Source organism: Bifidobacterium samirii, from assembly GCF_003952945.1.
Taxonomy (GTDB): domain Bacteria; phylum Actinomycetota; class Actinomycetes; order Actinomycetales; family Bifidobacteriaceae; genus Bifidobacterium; species Bifidobacterium samirii.
This window is the reverse complement of record NZ_QXGK01000013.1, coordinates 48,479-69,703: the sequence shown is the minus strand read 5'-3', so window position 1 is coordinate 69,703 and position 21,225 is coordinate 48,479. Positions and strand designations below refer to the sequence as shown.

Sequence of the window (21,225 nt, the reverse complement as noted above, 5' to 3'; positions counted from 1 at the left end):
TCAGACCTCCGGATAGTCGTTGTGGTCGAGGTGAGGGAGCTGCTCGGCGGCGGTGCGCTGGCGCTCATAGAGTACATTAAGGCCGGCCTGCACGTCGCGGTCGAGTTTGCCGAGCTGCTGCTGGAGGCCTTCCATGACGGTGACGCAGTAGCGGTCGGCGCCTTGGGTGAGGCGGTCGGCCTTGGACTGCGCCTGGTCGAGGATGGCGCGCGCCTTCTGGCGGGCGAGGGCGGTGACGTTCTCCTGGCCGGCGAGGAAGCGGGCCTGTTCGTCGGCGTCCTTGATGGTGTCGGCGGCGCGGCTCTGGGCGGCGGTGACGATCGCGTTGGCCTGCGTCTGGGCGGTTTCGAGGCGGCGTTCGGCCTCGCGCATGAGCGCGCTGGCGCGTTCGAGCTGGACGGGCAGCATCGCCTTGAGGCGTTCGAGCCGGTCGGTGAACTCGTCGCGGTCGACCTTGACGACGCCGGGGGTGAACAGGCCGCTCTTGGCTTCGCCGAGCAGCGATTCGAGTTCGTCGATGATGTCGTAGACGGTGGTGAACTCGTCGCGCGAGCGGGCGGCCGCCGGGTCGCTGCCGGCGTCGGGGTCGTCGCGCAGGTCGGGGAGCGCGTCGAACGGGAACGCGGCGCGCCGGTCGTCGCGCGCGTCGGCGTCGCCGCGGTCGGACTGGCCGTCGGGACGGGCGCCGGCGTCCGCCGCGTCGCCGGAGACGGCGGCGACGGCCGACGGGGCGGGGCGGCCGGCCGCGTCGGCGACGCCGGCGTCGGTGAACGGCGCGTGGGTCATCGCGTCGGTGGATGCGGGCTGGAAGTCGGCGTCGCTCATCGGTCGGTCCTTTCGCGTTCGGCGGCGAGCGCGTCGCCGAGGAGGGGGATGACGCAGTCGGGCACCATGCCGGTCACGTCGCCGCCGTGGCGGGCCACGTCCTTGACGATGGAGCTGGAGACGTGCTCGAGCACCGGGTCGGCGGGCAGGAACAGCGTCTCGATGCCGGCGAGCTTGCGGTTGACGAGCGCCATGCCCAGTTCGGCCTCGTAGTCGCCGTTCTGGCGCAGGCCCTTGACGATGACGGTGGCGCCGACCCGCTTGCAGTAGTCGGTGATGAGCCCGTCGGTCGACGATACGGTGATGTTGTCGTAGCCGTCCTTGGCGATGGCTCGGCGGATGATCTCGACGCGCGTGGTCTCGGGGAACATCGGCGTCTTCGCCGCGTTGACGGCCACGACCACGTGCACTTCGTCGAAGAAGCGCGCGCATCGTTCGATGACGTCCAAATGGCCCGCGGTGACGGGGTCATAGGATCCTGGGCATACTGCGATAGTCATATGGTACAGAGTAGCGCGTTTGCGCGAAGTGTCGCGGTGTGACGCCCGCCGCGCAGCGCCTATGATGGTGTGGTGACGACGGCCCGTCGAGGAGTGGGCCGCAAGCCGGCGTCGGGCCGGCATGACATGACGATACGACGGGCGCGCCGGCGTGCAGCCGCGCGCGAGGGAGACGATGATGACGGATATGGATATGACGGATGCCGCCGTCGCGATGGCGACGGTGCGGAACATGGCGGACGATGCGACGGAGTCGTCGTCCGACGCCGGCACCGGCACCGCGGTGCTGGAGCGTCCGGAGACGAGCGAGCAGACGCAGCGCGACGACGGCGGCGACGCGGACCGCTACGCGCACTACGTGTCGAAGAGCCGCATCGCCGAGTCGCGCCTGACCGGCCGGCCGGTGGTGGCGCTGTGCGGCAAGATCTGGGTCCCCAAGCACGATCCGGACAAGTATCCGGTGTGCCCGGACTGCAAGCGCATCTACGAGGAGATGATGTTCTGACGTCCGGAACATGACGAGGGGCCTGTGCGGAATGTTCCGCACAGGCCCCTCGTCGTATATCGGGTCGGCCGACTTACAGGACGGTCGTCTCGGTCGGGATGACCGGCTCGCCCTTCATCAGCGACTGGGCGGTGATGGGCAGTTCGGCGAGCGCCTTGGCGCGGTGCTCGTGCGCGGCCATGATCGCGTCGTGGCCCTGGTACGTGTGGTCGATCTCGCCGTCGCGCACGTAGTCGACGAGCAGGTCCTTCCAGCCGTCCTGCGGGCGGAACGCGGCGAGCTTCTCCTCGGAGCCGGAGACGACGTGCTCGCAGTCGGCGAGGTTGTACTCGTAGGAGCGGTAGGCGAGCTTGCGGCCGGGGACGGTGGCCTTGTCCTTGGACTTCTTGGCGACGGGCTGCATGACGCCGTCGGAGTTCTCGCGTTCGGTGAGCTTGTACACCATCGCGCAGGTGGGGGCGCCCGATCCGGTGACGAGCATCGTGCCCACGCCGTACGAGTCGACGGGCGCGGTCTGCAGCGCGGCGATCGCGTATTCGTCGAGGTCGTTGGTGACGGTGATGGTCGTCTCGGTGGCGCCGAGCGCGTCGAGCTGGTTGCGCACGCGCTGGGCGAGCGCGGCGAGGTCGCCCGAGTCGATGCGCACGCCGCCCAGTTCGGGGCCGGCGACCTCGACGGCGGTGCGCACGGCCTCCTCGATGTTGTACGTGTCGACGAGGAGCGTGGTGTTGCGGCCGAGCGACGCGATCTGCGAGGCGAAGGCGTCGCGTTCGCTGTCGTGGACGAGCGTGAAGCAGTGGGCGGCGGTGCCGATGGCCTTGAGCCCGTAGCGGCGGGCGGCCATCAGGTTGGCGGTGCCCTGGAAGCCGCCGACGGCGGACGCGCGGGCGGCGGCGACCGCGGCGGCCTCGTTGGTGCGTCGGCCTCCCATGTCCATGCAGGGGCGGTCCTTGGCGGCGGTGACCATGCGCGACGCGGCGGACGCGACGGCCGAATCGTAGTTGAGGACGGACAGGATCAGCGTCTCGAGCAGCGTGCATTCGCCGAACGTGCCTTCGACCTGCAGGATGGGGGAGTTGGGGAAGAACATCTCGCCTTCGCGGTAGCCGCGGATGGTGCCGGTGAAGCGGAAGTTTTCGAGCCATTTGACGGTCTCGCGGCTGACGATGTGCCGGTCGGCGAGGAAGCGCAGGTCCTCGTCGGACAGGTGGAAGTCCTCGAGCATGTCGAGGATGCGGCCGGTGCCGGCGACGACGCCGTAGCGGCGGCCTTCGGGCAGTCGGCGGGTGAACACCTCGAACACGCATTTGCGGTTCGCGGCGCCGTCGCGCAGCGTGGCGTCGAGCATCGTGTATTCGTACATGTCGGTCATCAGCGCCGGCGTATAGTCCATGGTTCCTCCTCGATTCGTTCCCGTCCCAGCGTACCGCCCGGTATGGGCGTGGCGACGGTCCCGTACCGGATAATAGTCCCGATGACTATATTTCGTCGGCGGCCGCGTCGGCGGTACGCCGGCGGCCGGAGCGCGTCCGGCGGCTGGTGCTAGGTTGAGGGCATGACTCAAATCAAGGACCTGCTGGGCGCCGACACCGTGATCCGCGCCGACGGACGCGCCGTCGACGAGCTGCGCCCGATCCGCATCACCCGCCACTTCACCGACGCCCCCGAAGGCTCGGTGCTCATCGAATGCGGTTCGACGCGCGTCATGTGCACCGCCACGTTCACGACCGGCGTGCCGCGCTGGCGCAAGGACTCCGGCGAAGGCTGGGTGACCGCCGAATACGCGATGCTGCCGCGCGCCACCGCCGAACGCACCGACCGCGAATCCATCCGCGGCAAGGTCGGCGGCCGCACCCACGAGATCAGCCGCCTCATCGGACGCTGCCTGCGCGGCGTCGTCAACATGAAGGCGCTGGGCGAGAACCAGATCCAGATCGACTGCGACGTGCTCCAGGCCGACGGCGGCACCCGCACCGCGTCCATCACCGGCGCGTACGTGGCGCTCGTCGACGCGCTGCGCTGGGCCGAACAGCACAAGCACATCCGCTCCGCCGACCGCGTGCTCAAGGACAGCGTGTCGGCCGTGTCGGTCGGCGTCATCAACGGCACCCCGATGCTCGACCTGCCCTACATCGAGGACAGCCAGGCCATGACCGACATGAACGTCGCGATGACCGGCTCCGGCGAGTTCATCGAGATCCAGGGCACCGCCGAGCACCGCCCGTTCAACCGCACCGAACTCAACGCCCTGCTCGACCTGGCCGAGAAGGGCAACAAGGAGCTGCAGGCCGCCCAGCGCGCCGCCCTCGCCCTCGACTGACGCCGGGACGCGAGCCAACGACCCACGATCCCACGACCAAAGGAACGACATTGAAGATCATCGTCGCCACCCATAACGAAGGCAAGCTCGTCGAGATCCGCCGCATCCTCGAAGAGGGGCTCGGCGCCGCCGCCGACGGCATCGAACTCGTCTCCGCCGGCAGCCTGAACCTGCCCGACCCGGTCGAGGACGGCGTCACCTTCGCCGACAACGCGCTCCTCAAGGCGCGCGACGTGGCCGCCCGCACCGGCTGCCCGGCCGTCGCCGACGACTCCGGCCTCATCGTCGACGTCATGGGCAACGCGCCCGGCATCCTGTCGGCCCGCTGGTGCGGCCGCCACGGCGACGACGCCGCCAACAACGCGCTGCTGCTCGCCCAGATCGCCGACATCCCCGACGCCAAGCGCACCGCCCGCTTCCGCTGCGCCGCCGCGCTCGCCGTGCCGGCAGGCTGGCGGGACGGCCGCACCGGCGAGGACAAGGGCGCCGGCGCGTTCGCGATCGAATCCGAGACCGTCGAACTGGGCGACATGCCCGGCGCCATCATCCGCGAGGCGCGCGGCGCCCACGGCTTCGGCTACGACCCGCTGTTCGTCCCCGACGACCAGCCGGCGCGCGCACTTGAGGCCGGCGAGCGCCTCACCAGCTCCGAGATGACCCCGGACGAGAAGAACGCGATCTCGCACCGCGGCAAGGCGCTGCGCGCGCTCGTCCCCGCCGTCGCCCGCCTCGTCGGCTGAGGCCGCCTGTCGAACTGGCCGAACCGGTCGAACCGGACCGCCGCACCGACGTGTCCCGGCATACCGTGCGCCCGCCCGTCGCAGCCGCGACCGGCGGGCGTGCCGTTACGGCATCATTCCGGCGCAGTCACGGCGGACGGCGCGGCTCAATCGGCGACGCACGACACGCATGCGATGCGCCGCGACATGCAAGCATCGTGCATGAATCGTGACGGCTGCCGGCATCCCAGCCGCCGCCGGGACGGCGATGCTATCATCGGGGACGCCGTGAACACGACGGCGGGCGACGTCCGGCCGGAAGGCCGCGGAACGCGATCCGCCGCACGTGCCGTATCATGCGCGGCACACGATGGAACACGGCCCGAAACACCAGCAAAGGACGGTATCAGTGCGGTCATTCTCCCTTGAGACGCTATCCGAAGAGGCGTTCGACGAGTTCAGCGCCTCGCATCCGCAGGGCAACTTCCAGCAGACGTCCGCAATGGGACGGCTGCGCGCCCGACAGGGCGTCGAGGTCGAATACCTGGGCGTGCGCGAGGACGGCGCGCTCGTCGCGGCGGCCCTGTTCGAGACGCACCGCTCCCGCCTGTCCACGTTCGCCGCGGTCCACGACGGCCCGCTGTGCGACTGGCACGACGCCGACCTGACCGCGTTCCTCGTCGACGCGCTGCGCCGCCACGCCAAGGCGAAGGGCGCCGCCCAGCTGGAGATCACGCCCGAACGCCCGTACCGCGTGCGCGACTCGTTCGGCGCGGCGCTGCCCGACGCCGAGGGCGGCGCGCCCGACCCGCTCACCGTGGACACGCTCATCGGCCTGGGATTCCGGCACGGCGGCTTCACCGTCGGATACACGGCCGTGCCGCGATGGCGGTATCTGAAGGACCTGCACGGGATCGGCGACGAGAAGGCACTGCTCGACTCGTATGCGAAGAACACGCGCCGCAACGTGAAGATCGCGCGCAACAGCGCCGTCGAGGTCGAACGCGTCGGCCGCGACCGGCTGGCGACGTTCCACGCGATCTGCGAACTGAGCTGCGAGAAGCAGGGATTCGAGAACCGTCCGCTCTCGTATTTCGAGGACATCTACGACACGTTCGGCGACTCCGCCGAGTTCCTCGTCGCATCGATCGACATGCGCGCCTATCTGGCGTCGTGGGAGCGCAAGCGCGACGGCTTCCTCAAGGACATCGAGAAGCTCGAACGCTCGCTGGAGACCACCAAGTACCCGGACACCGTCAACCGCAAGATCGAGACGGCCCGCTCCACCTACGAGGCGTCGCTGCGCCGCGTCGAGCAGGCGCGCGCCTACCTGGCCGAGGACGGCGAGCGCGTCCCGGTCGCCGCCGCGCTGTTCGTGTGGCACCGCCGCGAATGCGTGTACCTGTTCTCGGGCAGCAACGAGAAGTACGCGAAGTTCTACGCGCCCACCGCGATCCAGCATCATGTGATGACGCAGTGCCTGGAACGCGGCGTGGAGCGCTACAACTTCTACGGCATCTCCGGCGTGTTCGATGATCCGTCCGATCCGGGCCGCGGCGTGCTCGAGTTCAAGCAGGGCTTCGAAGGGTACGTCGAGGAGATGCCCGGCGAGTTCGACCTGCCGGTGAGGCCGCTCGTGTACGAGACGAAGCAGTCGGTCCACCGCGTACTCGACCTGTGTCGCATCGGGGGGGGGTATTCCGCCGGATGATGACGGGCGGCCTCCACCGGGACCGCTCCTGAGCACCTCGTGCGACGAGGGCGACGGACAGGATCCATACCATGCCTCGGCATGACCCGGCAGACGTCGATGATGCGACGCCTCGCATCCCGCCCCGGCATCGCCGTCGACCTGGCCGGCGTGACCGACGCTTCCGTCGTGAGGCCCATCGCGGATTCGGCGGCCGTGCGGCTTGACCTCTTCACGTATCGGATGAAGCCGAACCGCCTTTACGCGCCGAAACCGGAAGAACCGGATAAGATTGCATACCATGCCTCAGCGTGATCCGGCAAGGCGTCCGGGGCCACGACTGTCGCGATTCATCTCGCAGTCCGTTGACGAAGGAGTTATGAAGCCATGGACACGGTATGGAAGGAATCGGCCATGTGCGCATACACCGCGAGGGAGCTGACCGACGACGAATTCGACGCGCTGTCCGCGCGGCTTACGGAAGGCAACTTCCAGTAGACGTCGATGATGCGCCGGCTCGCCTCCCGCCCCGGCGTCACCGTCGACCTGGTCGGCGTGGCCGACGCCGACGATATGCCGCAGGCCGGTGCGATGCTCGTTGTCACGCCCTCCCGGCTCGGCGCCGAGGGGTCGATCTGGATGGGGCCGCTGTGCGACCCGCACGACCGCGCGCTGATGGCGGCGATCACCGACGCGATCCGCCGCGCGGCGAAACGACGCGGCGCCTACCGCGTGACCTGCTGGCCGTCCGACGTGTACCGTCGCCATCGTTCCGACGGCACGGCCGACGGTGAGCCGGACGAGGCGATGATGGCGACGTACGCGGCGCTCGGCTGGCGTCACGGCGGCTTCGACGTCGGCTACGGGTCGCTGATCAACCGGTGGCTGTACGTCAAGGACCTGACCGGCATCGCCGACGGGAAGGCGCTGCTCGCCTCCTACGGCAAGCGCACCCAGTGGAGCGTCAGGCGCGCCGCCGAGATGGGCGTGCGCGTGCGCGAACTGGCCGACGACGAACTGGGGCTGTTCGCCCGGATCGAACGGCGGACCGCGGAACGCCGCGGATTCGCCGCCCGCGACGAGGAGTACTTCCGCCGGGTCAGGCGGGCGTTCGGCGACAAGGTGCGGTTCATGGTCGCCGAAATCCACACCGCCGATTACCTGGCCGACATGACGGCCAAACGCGACCGGCTCGCCGCACGCGTGGACGACCTCGCAGCGCGGTACGAGGCCCGCCCCACGACGCGCATCGAACGGCAGCTGGGCGAGGAGCGGCGCAACCTCGCCGCCGCCGGGAAACGACTGGACGAGGCGGCGGTCCTCGCCGGCAAGGGCGACGTGCTGCCCGCGGCCGTCTCGATGTTCATCGACCATCCGCGCGAGACGGTCTACTTCGTGTCGGGCAGCGTCGAGGAATACAAGCCGTTCTACGCCTCCGCGCTGATCCAGCACGAGGCGATGCTGCGCTGCATCGGGACCGGCGTGGAACGCTACAACTTCTACGGCATCTCGGGCGTGTTCGACGACCCGTCCGACGAGGGGCGGGGCGTGCTCGAATTCAAACAGGGCTTCAACGGGTACGTCGAGGAGCTGCCCGGCGCGTTCACACTGCCGGTGGATCGGGTGCGCTTCGCGGTGCGGGATCTGGCGAAGCGGCTGCTGGGACGCTGACCGATCCGGCCGGGACGCCGGCCGGATCGGTCAGCCGAGCGCGCCGATCAGCAGATGCGCGCCGGTCATCGTGAACAGGGCGATCACGGCCGTCAACGCCAGCGTGAAGCCGGCCAGACGCGCGTTGCCGAGCACCTTGTCGGTGAACAGCGTCGAGAACACGGCCGTCGGCGCCAGACAGCAGATCACGACCGTCTCGCGGATCATCGGATCGAACGGCAGCGCGAACCAGGCGAGCAGCGCGAACGCGATGGCGAACGGGACACGCCACGCCACGACCTCCAGCACGTCGCGCACGTCGCGGCGCGACGCCGGCAGGTCCATCAGCATGCCGACCATGAGCATCGAACAGAACGCGTTCGCATTCGACAGCGGCTGCACGAGCGAAGCGACGACATCCGGGATCCGCACGTCGGCGAGCATCAGCACGATCATCAGCAGATACGTGTCGAACGGGACGGACCCGAAGAAGCCCTTGGCGATCGTGCGTCGCAGCGCACGTCGGGCCAGACGGCGCGCATCCGGGTCGGTGGGCCGCTCGTACGGCATCGTCGGCGCGTCGCCCGCATGCTGCTCGGCGAGCGTACGCCCCGGCTGGATGTGCAGCAGCGTCTGCGTGAGCACGTTCGTGCCCGCCGCCACCATCACGCAGTTGCCGATGTCGAACATCGCGGCCGGCACCACCGCCGCCGTGCCGAGGAACGCGGTCGCGACCGGAAAGCAGAAGCAGCCCACGTTGAAGCCGGAGCCGTTGAGCATGACGAACGCGCGGTCCGCGACCGGACGGCGGCGGGTCGCCAGGAAGATCAGCAGCGGCGGCACGGCCGCGATGACGAACGCGAACGCCGACAGCCACAGCAGACTCACGTCATGCGGGTTCGTGGCGAACGAGTACACGATCGCGCCCGGCAGGATCAGGTTGAACTCGGCGGCCTGGATGACCCGGTAGTCGCGCTCGCCGAACAGGCCGCGGCGCTTGAACAGGTATCCGGCGAGGATGATGAGCAGCAGCGTGACCGGTTGCAGAATCGCCGACATGGGTTCCTTCTTCTCTGAAACTTCTCTTCCTCACGGCATCGCGGCCGCCCGCGGACGACGCGGCTGGGCCGACTCGCCGGGCCGTGTCGGCGACGGGGTGACAGTGCGCGAGATGGGACTCGAACCCACACGCCTAAGGCACAGGAACCTAAATCCTGGGCGTCTACCAATTCCGCCACTCGCGCGCAAGGAGCAATATATCATGCCGCCGGTCCGGACGCGCGCGTGCGTCCGCGAGGGGAACGGCGGGCGGCGGTGTGCGGCGGACGGTGTGGCACGGCGGCGATCATGCCGGAAAACGAAAAACCCCGGTCGATGACCGGGGTGGTGGAGCCACTTGACAGAATCGAACTGTCGACCTGCTCATTACGAGTGAGCCGCTCTACCGACTGAGCTAAAGTGGCTTGGTTGCCCGGGTTGCATTCGCTACCCGCGCACAAGAAATAGATAATACCGCATCCGCCGGATTTGTCCAATCGGCGGCGTGGTGCGACGTTCCCGGGCGTGTTGCGCCGCCGATGGGCGACGATAGCGATGACGAACGGCAAGGCAATGACGGATGGAGGTCAGCGATGGAGACACCCGACGGCACCGGACAGGTGGAGGAGCGCGGTGCGGCGACGGTGCCGGACGGCGCGGCCGCCGGTCGTCCGCCTATGGGCAAGGCGGGCGCTCCGGCATCGTCGGTTGCGGCGGAGGCCTCCGTGACGGCTGCTGCCGTGACGGCCTCGTCTGTGCCATCGGCGGCGGGGAAGCGGGGCCGCAACATGCGCGTGGAGACGCTGCGCGTCGCCGCGATCGCCGGCATCGCGGTCTTCCACGTGTTCCAGACGTGGTTCGCGGCCGCCGCGGTCGCCACGCCGGCGGACCAGCTGGACGGCGCGGCCCGCGCGCTCGCCATGCAGCCGGCCGCGATGTGGCTGCTGGGCCTGATCGCACTGCTGGGCGCCGGCGGCAACCACGTCTTCTACATGATCTCCGGCTTCTACCTGATCCCGTCGGCCGCTCGGCGCTCGCATGATGCCGGCTACTGGCGTGCGCAGGGGCGGGCGTGGCTGCGCCGTGCCGCGCTGATCGTCGCATCGGTGGCGGTCTGCGCGGCGGTGGCGGGCGTGGTGAACCTGGCCGTGCCGGTCCCCGGCATCGGGGGCATGCACTGGCTGGGATTGGGACTGGAGTTCGTCTGGCTGTACCTCGTGTTCGTGTCGTGCGCGCCGATTCTGGGCTGGCTGTTCGCCCGCATCCCGACCCGCGTGCTGTGGACGCTGGCCTGCATGGTGCTGATTGCCGTGTACGCGCTCAACGCGTACATCGCGTTCGTGTCGCCCGAGGGCGGGCGTGGGCTGGGGGACTGGCGCAAGCTGATGAGCGCCCTGACGTACGCGGTCTCGTACGCGTTCGCCGGCCTGCTGGGCATGACGCTGCGCGGGGCGTCTCAGGGCGGTGCGCGTGAGGTCGGCAGAGTGCCGACGTCCCACCTGCCCGGCTCGTTCCCGGCATCGCCGGTGGCGGCGTCCGGCTCGCCCATGATGCCGTCGTCGTATCGGCCGGTGCGTCGTCCCGTCCCGTGGTCCGGGCTGTTGCTTGCGCTGATCGCGGCCGTCGCCGCGGTGGAGGCGTGGATGGCGTGGTCGGGCGCACGGTGGCTGCTGATGGCGATGTCGTTCAAGTCGACGTCGCTCGCCTCGTTCCTCGGCGCGACGCTGGCGCTGGTCGCCGCGGCCGCGGAGCCGGGCGTTCGGCGGTCGCGGTCTGCAGGCTCCGACGGAGGCCTTCGCCTTCGCCTCCGCTTCCGCGACACGTGGCACCATCTTGTGCGCACGGTCGCCGCCGGCACGCTCGGCTTCTACATCGCCCAGTCACTGCTCGGCGGCGTCTGGCATGACGCGTGCGACGCGGTGATGACCCGCCTGCTGGGCGATGGCGGCGGACTGTGGGCCGCCATCGCGTTCGGCTGTGTGTTCGCGGTCGCGTTCATGCTGGCCGTCGTGGCCGTCGACCGCGTGGTCCGTCAGCCGCTGATGCGCGCGCTGCATCTGATGTGACCGATTTCCCGCCGCCGGACCGCCGTCATCGGCCGTCTCCATCCGGGCGTGGGAATCGCCGTCCACGTCCGGACGCGGCGGGTCGCGCGCGTCAACCGATTGCCGCGGCGGCGTTGGTGCAAACGTTTGCGACGTTGCGGTTGCTTGTGTTGTTCTGTACGGTTTCTGTCCCCTTTCGTGAGTATCTTGTGAGATGAAGACGTCGGCAACGACGGCGCCGCGGTCTGCCCGCGACGTCATCGGCGCCGCTTCGCAAGTGATGATGAAAGGACCTACTTATGGCCATCAATCCTCCCGTTGACGCCACTCAGACCCCCGCGTGGGCCGCGCTGCAGAAGCACTACGATGAGCTGCAGTCCGAGGGCATCAGCCTCAAGAAGTGGTTCGCCGAGGACCAGGACCGCGTCGAGAAGCTCAGCTTCGACGCCGGCGACCTGCACTTCGACCTGTCCAAGAACCTGATCAAGCCCGAGACCCTCAAGCTCTTCGCCGACCTCGCCAAGGACGTCAAGCTCGACGAGCGCACCAAGGCCATGTACTCGGGCGTCCACATCAACAACACCGAGGACCGCGCCGTCCTCCACACCGCGCTGCGCCGCCCGGCCGAGGACGCCGGCAAGGTCATCGTCGACGGCCAGGACACCGTCAAGGACGTGCGTGAGGTCCTCGACCGCATCTACGCGTTCGCCGACAAGGTCCGCTCCGGCGAGTGGACCGGCGTGAGCGGCAAGAAGATCGAGACCGTCGTCAACATCGGCATCGGCGGCTCCGATCTGGGCCCCGTCATGGTGTACGAGGCGATCAAGCCGTACGCCGACGCCGGCATCTCCGCCCGCTACGTCTCCAACATCGACCCGAACGACCTGGCCGAGAAGACCAAGGGCCTCGACCCGGAGACCACCCTGTTCGTCGTCGTCTCCAAGACCTTCACCACCCTGGAGACCCTGACCAACGCCCGCTGCGCCCGCACCTGGCTGCTCGACGCCCTCAAGGCCGCCGGCGCCGTCGACGGCTCCGACGAGCAGAACGCCGAAGCGGTCAAGAAGCACTTCATCGCCGTCTCCACCAACCTGGAGAAGGTCGCCGAGTTCGGCATCGACCCGGAGAACGCCTTCGGCTTCTGGAACTGGGTCGGCGGCCGCTACTCCGTCGACTCCGCCGTCGGCACCTCCCTGGCCATCGTCTTCGGCCCGGCCCGCTTCGAGGAGTTCCTCAACGGCTTCCACGCGATCGACACCTACTTCGCCGAGACCCCGTTCGAGGAGAACGTCGTCGCGCAGCTCGGCATGCTCAACGTGTGGTACCGCAACTTCTTCAAGGTCGCCTCGCACGCCGTGCTCCCGTACGACCAGTACCTGCACCGCTTCCCGGCCTACCTGCAGCAGCTGACCATGGAGTCCAACGGCAAGTCCGTGCGCTGGGACGGCACCCCCGTCACCACCGAGACCGGCGAGATCTTCTGGGGCGAGCCGGGCACCAACGGCCAGCATGCCTTCTACCAGCTGATCCACCAGGGCACCCAGCTCATCCCGGCCGACTTCATCGCGTTCGTCAACACCCCGAACCCGACCAAGGACGGCGACCAGGACGTGCACGAGCTGTTCCTGGGCAACTACTTCGCCCAGACCAAGGCCCTCGCCTTCGGCAAGACCGCCGACGAGGTGCGCGCCGAGGGCACCGCCGAGGAGATCGTCCCGGCCCGCGTGTTCACCGGCAACCGTCCGACCACCTCCATCTTCGGCGTGGCCCTGACCCCGTTCGCCGTCGGCGAGCTGATCGCCCTGTACGAGCACATCACCTTCGTCGAGGGCACCGTGTGGGGCCTGGACTCCTACGACCAGTGGGGCGTCGAGCTTGGCAAGCAGCTCGCCAAGCAGATCACCCCGGCCATCTCCCAGGACGACGAGGCCCTCGCCGCCCAGGATGCGTCCACCCAGTCGCTGATCCAGTTCTACCGCAAGAACCGTCAGTTCTGATCCGGAGCCGGCCGCAGTCCGTCCGCCGGATCGTCCCCATGACGGTCCGACGACCCGGCCGGCCATCTGTCGGGCCGCCCCCGTGACGGTCCGACGTTCCGTCTGACCGGCGGCCACCGCGCACCGAGGCCCGGCATCATCCGTGATGCCGGGCCTCGTCATATCCCCGCCCGTTCTTTCCGCGTCGCAATCCGATTCATTCCGCCGATTCCCTTACGGATTACGACGCTGGCCGTCCCGTTTGCGTCGCAACCCGCAAAATACGGACGGTCCGTTAACTGATTGCGACGCTGGACAGCCGGTTTGCGTCGGGATTCGCACAGGTTGGATGGTTTATGGACGGATTGCGACGCTGGTCGGTCCGTTTGCGTCGGGATTCGTATGGGATGGGTGGTTCGTTGACGACTTGCGACGCCGACCCGCCCGTTTGCGTCGGGATTCGTATGGGATGGATGGTTCGTTAACGGATTGCGACGTTGGCCGTCCCGTTTGCGTCGGGATTCGTATGGGATGGGTGGTTCGTTGACGACTTGCGACGCCAACCCGCCCGTTTGCGTCGGGATTCGCATAAGTCCGATGATTCCCATACGACTTGCGACGCGCCACCCGCCGGCCCCGCGTGCCGCGCCGGCCGCGGTAAGCGGCAGGGACTAGTCTGGAACCGGCAAAGCAACCATCGTCGGCAAGGAGGCGGCAATGGCATCCACATATCAGAGCCATGACACGGACTATCCGATGGCTCCGGCGGTCTACTTCACGCGCGACATCAGCCCGGAGGGCCTGATGCGCGTCTACGAGGCGCTCGGCGCGCGCCCGACCGGCAAGGTCGCGGTCAAGCTGAGCACCGGTGAGGGCGGCAACAGGCACTATCTCGACCCGAACCTCATCAAGGACCTCGTGCAGCGGCTCGACGGCACCATCGTCGAATGCAACACCGCGTACGCGGGCACGCGCGACACGAACGACGCGCACTGGCGCACGATCAAGGAGCACGGCTTCCTCGACATTGCGCCCGTCGACCTGCAGGACGAGGAGGGCGAGATCGAGATCCCGGTCGAAGGCGGCCGCCGCATCACCGCCGACATCGTCGGCTTGCATTTCACCGACTACGACTACTACGCGGTCCTCTCGCATTTCAAGGGCCATGTGATGGGCGGCTTCGGCGGCGCGCTCAAGAACATCTCGATCGGCATCGCCTCGTCGAACGGCAAGAAGCGCCTGCATTCCGGCCAGGACGACATCCTCGGCCAGCATTTCTCCGGCGACCAGGTAGCGTTCCTGGAGGCGATGGCCGAAGGCGCGACGGCCGTGTTCAACGCGCTCAAGGGCAACATGTGCTTCGTGAACGTGATGAACAACCTGTCGGTCGACTGCGACTGCGACGGCAATCCGTCCGCCCCGGTCATGGCCGACGTGGGCGTGTTCGCCTCGCTCGACCCGGTCGCCGTCGACCAGGCGTGCGTCGACACCGTGTACCTGTCCGACGATCCGGGCCGCGACGCGCTGGTCGAACGCATCGAATCACGTCTGGGCGTGCACATCATCGAGCACGCCGTCGAGATGGGGCTGGGCAGCCGCGACTACCGTCTCATCGACCTCGACGCCCGCTGACCGCGCGCCGGTCGCGTCGATGGACCGGGCGGTCCGTCGGGTTCCGCCATAACCCATGACCCCCCGGACCGCCCGGCACCGGCAACGAAGCATCGCATTGTTGAATTGAAGGAGAGCATCATGTCAACCACCACCGCACACGCCTCGACCCGCACGCTGCCGTCGGTTAGGGTCCAGTCCGCCGCGACCGTCCTCGCCATCGTCGGCGCGGTCGCGCTGCCGCAGGTGTTCCACGTCGCCGGCGCCGCGATCGGCGTGGGCACGGGCCTCGGCCAGTCGCTGCTGCCGATGCACCTGCCGGTCCTGCTCGTCGGCCTGCTGGCCGGCCCGTTCGCCGGCGTCGCCACCGGCGCGATCGCCCCGATCGTCAGCTTCGCGCTGACCGGCATGCCCGTCGCCGCGATGGTCCCGTTCATGGTGATCGAGCTGGCCGCGTACGGCCTGTTCGCCGGCCTGATGCGCGGCGTCGACGCGCCGCGTCCGCTCGCGTCGCCGATCGCCTGGTTCGGCCGCCTGTTCGCCGCGCAGGTCGCCGGCCGCCTCGTGCGCGCCGTCGCCGTCGTGGTCGCCGTGTCACTGCTGGGCGGCACCGCCGTGACCGTCGCGTCGATCTGGACGTCGGTCGTCGCCGGCGTGCCGGGCCTGATCGTCCAGTGGATCGCGATTCCGGCGATCATGGCCGCCGTCGACGCCCGCCGATGAGCGATACGACGACGATTCAACCGGCGCCTGCCGTTCCGTCCGCCGTCGCCTCGCCCGACGGAACGGCCGCCCCGACGGCCGGTCCGGCGACGGCCCCGCCGACCGTCCCGTCGGCCGACCCTCCGTCCGATCTGACGCGCGCGATCGCGGTGCTCGCCGCCGACGCGACGCTCGGCTGCGTCGCCTGCCGCACCGGCGACGACGGTGTGACGGCGACGCTGACCGGCTCCGGCCGTGGCGTGCGCCCGCTGCTGCAATGGCTGGCGGACGGCGTGCGGCTGGACGGGTTCGCCGCCGCCGACCGCGTCGTCGGCAAGGGCGCGGCGCTGCTGTACGCCCGACTGGGCGCAGCGGCCGTGCATGCGCGCACGATGAGCGAATCCGGCCGCGACGCCCTCGCCGCGCACGGCATCGCCGCCTCATGGGATGTGCTCGTGCCGACTATCCTCAACCGCGCCGGCGACGGCATGTGTCCGATCGAGCGTTCCGTCGCCGGCATCGAGGACCCGGACGAGGCCGAGCCGGCGATCCGCGCCGCCGTCGCTGTCCTGATGGCGGCGCGCGGCTGAAGGGCGCGGGGCAATCGGACGAGTGAGGGGAAGAATCCGGGCCTTGCACGCTTCTTTCGGCGATCTGAGGGGACCGTCACGCCGGATAGTTCCCGTCACATCGGGCCGTTCCGGCCGGAAACCCTTGCCATCCGGCCCTCGGATCAGAGGAATCCTTCCCCTCAGATGGCGAAACGAAGCCTGCAAGGCCCGGATTCTTCCCCTCAGATGGTCGAAAGAAGTCTGCAAGGCCGCGATTGCTCCCCTCGGATCGGAATTTCATGTGGACCGAGCCGTACACGCGGCTGCACGGCCCTGACGCGCCACCATGTGAAGAGCGGGTTCGTCCCGCACGCCGCGTATAATCGTGCGTTGCTGTGCCGGGAGGCGGGCCGCCGCGTAAGCCCGCATCTCCACGAGTCCAGCCGCCGGCCGCAAGGCCCGTGCGGCGGATCGGCAGGCGTCCCGAGGGCAGACCCGAGGGACCACGATTCCGGCTCCCGCCGCGCCGACGCGCCGGCGGCAGGGCCCCGTCCGTGGCTGATATGCGGCAGCCGCTAAGGAACACCAATGGTTAACGCTATTGAGGCTTTCGACGCCAAGCACAAGAAGCCGGCCGAGGAGATCCCGGCCTTCCGTCCCGGCGACACCGTCGACGTGAACGTGAAGATCAAGGAAGGCAACAACTCCCGTATCCAGACCTTCACCGGCGTGGTGATCGCCCGTCAGGGCGGCGGTCTGCGCGAGACCTTCGTCGTCCGCAAGATCAGCTTCGGCACCGGTGTCGAGCGTCGCTTCCCGCTGCACTCCCCGTCCATCGACTCCATCAAGGTCGTGCGTCACGGTCGCGTGCGCCGCGCGAAGCTGTACTACCTGCGCGCCCTGCGCGGCAAGGCCGCTCGTATCGCCGAGCGCCGCGACAACTCCGCCAAGTGAGTTTCGTCGCCTGAGGCGAGCGCAGCGTAGTCTGCATGCGATTCGGCCCGGCACCGGAAGGTGGCCGGGCCGTTTCATATCCGTCGCGTATGATGGGGCCGTCGCATACGTTGTCGTTAAGGAGCCTGGATGCCGCAACGGTATGAGGAAGGGGACGCCCCGCAGCCGCAGGACGCGTCGGATCAGCGTCGGCCGGGAAGCCGGCGCGCGCGTCGCACGCCGCGCCACGCCGCGCCGAGACGCCGTGACACGGTCGCCTCGGGCGTCGTCGGCATGACCGGAGGCGCCGGTGAGGAGCCGCGCAATCCGCTGCATGCGACGAAGTCGATGGAGCAGGCCGTCGACGACGCGTTCGGCCTGCGCGACATGCTCGTCTGGTGCGGCGTGCCGGTGCTCGTCATGCTGCTGCTGCGCCTCGTGCTGTTCGGCTGCTACATGATCCCGTCCGGCTCGATGCTCGACACGATCGAACTGGGCGACCGGGTCGTCACGTCCAAGCTGTCGCCGCGGTTCATCGACCTGCAGCGCGGCGACATCATCGTGTTCCACGATCCGGCGAACTGGCTGTCGTCGGAGAAGCAGTCCACGGTCGGCGGCGACTATCTGATCAAACGTCTCATCGGCATGCCGGGCGACACGGTCTCGTGTGCGGGCGCGGGCGAGCCGATCACCGTCAACGGCGTCGCCGTGGACGAGAGCGCGTATCTCAAGCCGGGCGTCGATCCGAGCGCGTTCCCGTTCTCCGTGACCGTCACCGAGGGGCATGTGTTCGTGATGGGCGACAACCGCGCCAATTCCGCCGATTCCCGCTACCATCAGAACGACGGCGCGAACGGTCTGGTGCCGATCGACGACGTGGTCGGCGTGGCCGTCGCCCGCTATTGGCCGTTGGATCGCATCTCGCTGCTGTCTGGCCATCACGACGTGTTCGCCGACGTGCCCGACGCGACGGCGTCCGGTTCCGCCGGTTCGTCCGGTTCGTCCGTAGCGTCGGCTGCCTCCGGTTCGTCCGGTCCGTCTGATTCCGTCGGCTCGTCGGCCTTGCCGGCCGCGCTCGCCGCCGGAAAGGGGGCATGATGGCCGTTTCGGAGATTCCCACCCTCGATATGGAGCGCGCGCTGGCAGCCGACGGCCATGACCTGATCGTCGGATTCGACGAGGTCGGCCGCGGTTCGCTCGCCGGCCCGGTGATGGTCGGCGCCGCCGCCGTATGGTCGCGCGACCTGCCCGATCTGGACGTGCCCGACGGTGTCGCCGATTCCAAGATGCTCACCGAACGCCGCCGCGAGGCGATCTGCGACCCGCTCAAGGAGTGGTGCGCTGCATGGGCGGTCGGCGAGGCGTCGAACGACGAGATCGACGAGTGGGGCATCGGCTACGCGCTCGGCGTCGCCGCCCTGCGCGCACTCGACCGCGTCGAACGCACGCTGGGACTGGGGGATGGGTCGGTCGGCACGCCGATCGGCACGCCGGTGCGCGTCGCCGGCATCCTCGACGGCCCGCACGACTACATCACCAAGGCGCTCGGCACGTTCGACGCGCCCGCCATCCCCGTCGCCCCCACGATGACGACCCAAGTCAAGGGCGACCGCCACTGCGCGACCGTGGCCGCCGCCGCAGTCATCGCCAAGGTGACCCGCGACCGGCTCATGGCCGGCATCGCCGCCGCGCACCCCGAATGGGACACGTACGGCTGGGCGTCCAACAAGGGCTACGGTTCGACCGCGCACCGCAAGGCGATCGCCGACCTCGGCCCCACGCCGCTGCACCGCGTCAGCTGGAAGCTGACCTGATTCGGTCGACTGGTCCGCTGAGATGGAAGCCGTTGGAAACCAACGTTTGTTAGCGCTCACCGTGTCGCGGCGCCGCACGCGGTAAGCTCGAAGCGGACCGCAACGAGGCGCGCACGCGCCGCCCGGACGAATCGGACGAATCGGACGAATCGGACGAACCGAACCGGACGAACCGGGCGCATCGCGGCGGGCCGGAACGCACCGGAAAACGCCGGAACGAGCCGGAACCAACCGGAAAGGACCGCATATGGGAACCAGCCGCGGCGCCGCCAAGCGCCCCTCGATGTTCGAAGTCGCCAAACTCGCCGGCGTCAGCCACCAGACCGTATCCAGGGTCATCAACCGCTCCCCGGACGTGTCCGACGCGACCCGCGCCAAGGTCCTCGCCGCCATCAAGGAACTCGACTACCATCCCAGCAACTCGGCGCGCGCCCTCGCCTCGCGGCGCTCGCGCACGATCGGCCTCATCGCCGGCGGCCTGCGCTTCTTCGGCCCCATCTCGGCGATCTCGTCGATCGAGACGCTCGCCCGCTCCCACCGGCTGTTCATGTCGGTGATGATGGTGCACGAGGCGTCGTGCACCCAGCATGACTTTGAGGAGCTGTGCGGCACGTTCAACGAGCAGAACGTGGACGCGTTCATCTACCTGACCCCCACCGACGCGATGTTCGACGCGGCCTGCCGCACGCTGGTCGCCCAGCCGCGCGTGTTCGTCACGTCCACGCACGGCTCGCTCGCCATCACCGACGGGCTGCGGCTCGCCGGCACGCGCGACCGCAGCCGTGTCGCGATGGTCGGCATCGACCAGTGGGGCGCGATGGAGGACCTGGTGCGTCTGCTCGACGAATACGGTCACCGCCGCGCCCTCTACTTCGCCGGACCCACCGAATGGCGCGACGCGGCGACCCGCCTCGACGCGTGGGTCAAGACGAGCCGCGCGCATTCGATCAGTTCGGTCACCGTGCGCTGTGACACGTGGGATTCCACCGAGGCGTACGGTCGGATGAACCATCTGCTCGACTCGATCGGCCGCGCCGGCGGCGTGCTGCCGACCGTCGTCGTCACCGCGAACGACAGCCAGGCGGTCGGCGTGGCGCGCGCCCTGCACGAGCATGGCGTGCGCATCCCGCAGGACGTGAGCGTCGTCGGATTCGACGACATGCCGGCGATGGACAACATGTTCCCGCCGCTGACGACGGTCCGCCCCGACTTCGAGCAGCTGGGCGCCGCCGCGATGCGCGAGACGCTGCGGCTGCTGGGGGAGGGCGGCGACGTCGCCTACCCGTCCTCGTCGCACGGCGTGGGCCTGATCCCCGCCAAGGTCGTCAAGCGCGCCTCGCTCGGCCCCGCCGCCCGTCGCTGACGCCGTCTAGTTCTGCGTGACCTGAGTTCGAGCTTTCCGACGGTTCTCGGACTCCAGTCACGCAATATGCCCGCTTCGCGTGACCGGAGTCCGAGGTTTCTGTCAGTTCTCGAACTCGGGTCACGTAATCTCTTGGCTTGATCATGAGACGTGCCGTGCTGAGCGGGATTCGGCGAGCATGATCGACAGGTTAATCCCGGATTGTTCTCGCTGAGAGGGGTGCAGCGAGAAGAATTCCCGATCTCGTCAGAGGTTGTTCTCGTTGGACGGTTCCCGGCGAGCATGATTGGCGGGCCGGTACTGGATTGTTCTCACTGAGAGCCCATTGGTGAGAAGGATTCCCGGGTTGGCCGGTGATCGTTCTCGCTGGGATGGTCCCCAGCGAGCGTGATTGGCGGGGTGATCCCGGATTATTCTCGCTGAGAGGGGTGCAGCGCGAAGCATTCCCGATCCGGTCGGAGGTCGCTCTCGCTGAGAGGAGCCTAGCGCGAAGGATTCCCGAGCTGCTTGGAGCTTGTTCTCACTGGATGGTTCCCAACGAGAAGGATTAATGGGTTGATTCCGGATTGTTCTCGCTGAGAGGGGTGCAGCGAGAAGAATTCCCGATCTCGTCAGAGGTTGTTCTCGCTGGCTGGTCCCCAGCGAGCATGATTGGCGGGCCGGTGCTGGATTCTTCTCGCTGAGGGCCTATTAGTGAGAGGAATTCCCGGGTTGACCTTGAGATGTTCTCGCCGGGAGCCTATCAGTGAGAGGAATTCCCGGGGTGGCCGGTCATCGTTCTCGCTGAGCGGGAGCTGGCGAGCGCGATTGGCGGGTTGATCCCGGATTATGTTCGCTGACGGGTTTCCAGTGAGAAGGATTTCCGGTGTGGTCGGAGGTAGTTCTCGCTGAGAGACTGCCGGCGAGAAGAATCGCCGGTCTGGTCGTGGGATGTTCTCTCCGATGGAGGCGGAACTTCGCAATGGACGCGCAATCGGATGGGC

The 21,225-nt window shown here is 68.5% G+C and carries 18 protein-coding genes, 2 tRNA genes and 1 pseudogene; 15 read left to right on the top strand and 6 right to left on the bottom strand.

Translation table 11 applies throughout. The features are described from left to right. Together D2E24_RS07060 and coaD are read right to left on the bottom strand one after the other, a co-directional pair. On the bottom strand, positions 1 to 825 hold the full coding sequence (locus D2E24_RS07060) for an ATP synthase subunit B family protein (RefSeq protein ID WP_241222905.1): 825 nt from the start codon (positions 823 to 825) through the stop codon (positions 1 to 3). After that, a complete protein-coding gene (gene coaD, locus D2E24_RS07055; protein WP_125968633.1) occupies positions 822 to 1,325 on the bottom strand; it encodes a pantetheine-phosphate adenylyltransferase in 504 nt (167 codons plus the stop codon). The genes D2E24_RS07060 and coaD overlap by 4 nt, the downstream gene beginning before the upstream one ends. A gap of 214 nt (positions 1,326 to 1,539) precedes the next feature. Between coaD and D2E24_RS07050 the strand changes: the two genes are divergently transcribed. Beyond that, positions 1,540 to 1,830: a DUF3039 domain-containing protein gene (locus D2E24_RS07050; RefSeq protein WP_206430948.1), complete on the top strand. Its 291-nt coding sequence runs from the start codon at positions 1,540 to 1,542 to the stop codon at positions 1,828 to 1,830. Positions 1,831 to 1,903: 73 nt separating this feature from the next. On the opposite strand, the gene D2E24_RS07045 is transcribed toward D2E24_RS07050, so the two are convergent. Then, positions 1,904 to 3,223, bottom strand: a complete 1,320-nt coding sequence (locus D2E24_RS07045; protein ID WP_125968632.1) for a nicotinate phosphoribosyltransferase — start codon at positions 3,221 to 3,223, stop codon at positions 1,904 to 1,906. 162 nt (positions 3,224 to 3,385) lie between these two features. On the opposite strand from D2E24_RS07045, the gene rph reads away from it, so the two are divergent. The 5 genes and pseudogenes from rph to D2E24_RS07020 all read left to right on the top strand — a co-directional run bounded on the left by rph (position 3,386) and on the right by D2E24_RS07020 (position 8,230). Further along, on the top strand, positions 3,386 to 4,150 hold the full coding sequence (gene rph / locus D2E24_RS07040; protein ID WP_125968631.1) for a ribonuclease PH: 765 nt from the start codon (positions 3,386 to 3,388) through the stop codon (positions 4,148 to 4,150). A 50-nt stretch (positions 4,151 to 4,200) separates the two neighbouring features. Next, positions 4,201 to 4,890 (top strand): non-canonical purine NTP pyrophosphatase, encoded by a 690-nt coding sequence (locus D2E24_RS07035; RefSeq protein ID WP_125968630.1) that lies wholly within the window; start codon positions 4,201 to 4,203, stop codon positions 4,888 to 4,890. 388 nt (positions 4,891 to 5,278) lie between these two features. Next, positions 5,279 to 6,580: an aminoacyltransferase gene (locus D2E24_RS07030; protein ID WP_125968629.1), complete on the top strand. Its 1,302-nt coding sequence runs from the start codon at positions 5,279 to 5,281 to the stop codon at positions 6,578 to 6,580. 81 nt (positions 6,581 to 6,661) lie between these two features. Further along, complete coding sequence (locus D2E24_RS07025) at positions 6,662 to 6,874, top strand: hypothetical protein (protein ID WP_125968628.1); 213 nt, start codon at positions 6,662 to 6,664, stop codon at positions 6,872 to 6,874. Positions 6,875 to 6,973: 99 nt separating this feature from the next. After that, a pseudogene (locus D2E24_RS07020) lies at positions 6,974 to 8,230 on the top strand (peptidoglycan bridge formation glycyltransferase FemA/FemB family protein). A gap of 30 nt (positions 8,231 to 8,260) precedes the next feature. Here the strand turns inward: D2E24_RS07020 and D2E24_RS07015 are convergent. The 3 genes from D2E24_RS07015 to D2E24_RS07005 all read right to left on the bottom strand — a co-directional run bounded on the left by D2E24_RS07015 (position 8,261) and on the right by D2E24_RS07005 (position 9,672). After that, the gene (locus D2E24_RS07015) at positions 8,261 to 9,268 is read right to left on the bottom strand and encodes an AEC family transporter (protein WP_125968626.1); all 1,008 of its coding nucleotides are present in this window, start codon (positions 9,266 to 9,268) and stop codon (positions 8,261 to 8,263) included. A gap of 104 nt (positions 9,269 to 9,372) precedes the next feature. Continuing rightward, positions 9,373 to 9,453, bottom strand: a tRNA-Leu gene (locus tag D2E24_RS07010). Between the two features lie 143 nt (positions 9,454 to 9,596). After that, positions 9,597 to 9,672: transfer RNA gene (locus D2E24_RS07005), tRNA-Thr, on the bottom strand. A 168-nt stretch (positions 9,673 to 9,840) separates the two neighbouring features. Here D2E24_RS07005 and D2E24_RS07000 point away from each other — a divergent pair. The 9 genes from D2E24_RS07000 to D2E24_RS06960 all read left to right on the top strand — a co-directional run bounded on the left by D2E24_RS07000 (position 9,841) and on the right by D2E24_RS06960 (position 20,242). Further along, positions 9,841 to 11,313 (top strand): hypothetical protein, encoded by a 1,473-nt coding sequence (locus D2E24_RS07000; protein ID WP_125968625.1) that lies wholly within the window; start codon positions 9,841 to 9,843, stop codon positions 11,311 to 11,313. Between the two features lie 278 nt (positions 11,314 to 11,591). Beyond that, the gene (pgi, locus tag D2E24_RS06995; protein WP_125968624.1) at positions 11,592 to 13,289 is read left to right on the top strand and encodes a glucose-6-phosphate isomerase; all 1,698 of its coding nucleotides are present in this window, start codon (positions 11,592 to 11,594) and stop codon (positions 13,287 to 13,289) included. A gap of 696 nt (positions 13,290 to 13,985) precedes the next feature. Continuing rightward, positions 13,986 to 14,900, top strand: a complete 915-nt coding sequence (locus D2E24_RS06990) for a DUF362 domain-containing protein (protein WP_206430946.1) — start codon at positions 13,986 to 13,988, stop codon at positions 14,898 to 14,900. Between the two features lie 120 nt (positions 14,901 to 15,020). After that, the gene (locus D2E24_RS06985; RefSeq protein WP_125968623.1) at positions 15,021 to 15,602 is read left to right on the top strand and encodes an ECF transporter S component; all 582 of its coding nucleotides are present in this window, start codon (positions 15,021 to 15,023) and stop codon (positions 15,600 to 15,602) included. Then, complete coding sequence (locus D2E24_RS06980) at positions 15,599 to 16,171, top strand: DUF1893 domain-containing protein (protein WP_125968622.1); 573 nt, start codon at positions 15,599 to 15,601, stop codon at positions 16,169 to 16,171. The genes D2E24_RS06985 and D2E24_RS06980 overlap by 4 nt, the downstream gene beginning before the upstream one ends. Before the next feature lie 549 nt (positions 16,172 to 16,720). Beyond that, entirely contained in the window at positions 16,721 to 17,086 is a 366-nt protein-coding gene (rplS, locus tag D2E24_RS06975; protein WP_125968621.1) for a 50S ribosomal protein L19, read from the top strand. A 129-nt stretch (positions 17,087 to 17,215) separates the two neighbouring features. Next, positions 17,216 to 18,163, top strand: coding sequence for a signal peptidase I (gene lepB / locus D2E24_RS06970; protein WP_241222904.1), 948 nt, complete (start codon positions 17,216 to 17,218; stop codon positions 18,161 to 18,163). Beyond that, complete coding sequence (locus D2E24_RS06965; RefSeq protein WP_125968646.1) at positions 18,163 to 18,879, top strand: ribonuclease HII; 717 nt, start codon at positions 18,163 to 18,165, stop codon at positions 18,877 to 18,879. Before lepB ends, D2E24_RS06965 begins: the two co-directional genes overlap by 1 nt. Before the next feature lie 247 nt (positions 18,880 to 19,126). Beyond that, positions 19,127 to 20,242: a LacI family DNA-binding transcriptional regulator gene (locus D2E24_RS06960; RefSeq protein WP_206430945.1), complete on the top strand. Its 1,116-nt coding sequence runs from the start codon at positions 19,127 to 19,129 to the stop codon at positions 20,240 to 20,242. Positions 20,243 to 21,225: the final 983 nt, after the last annotated feature.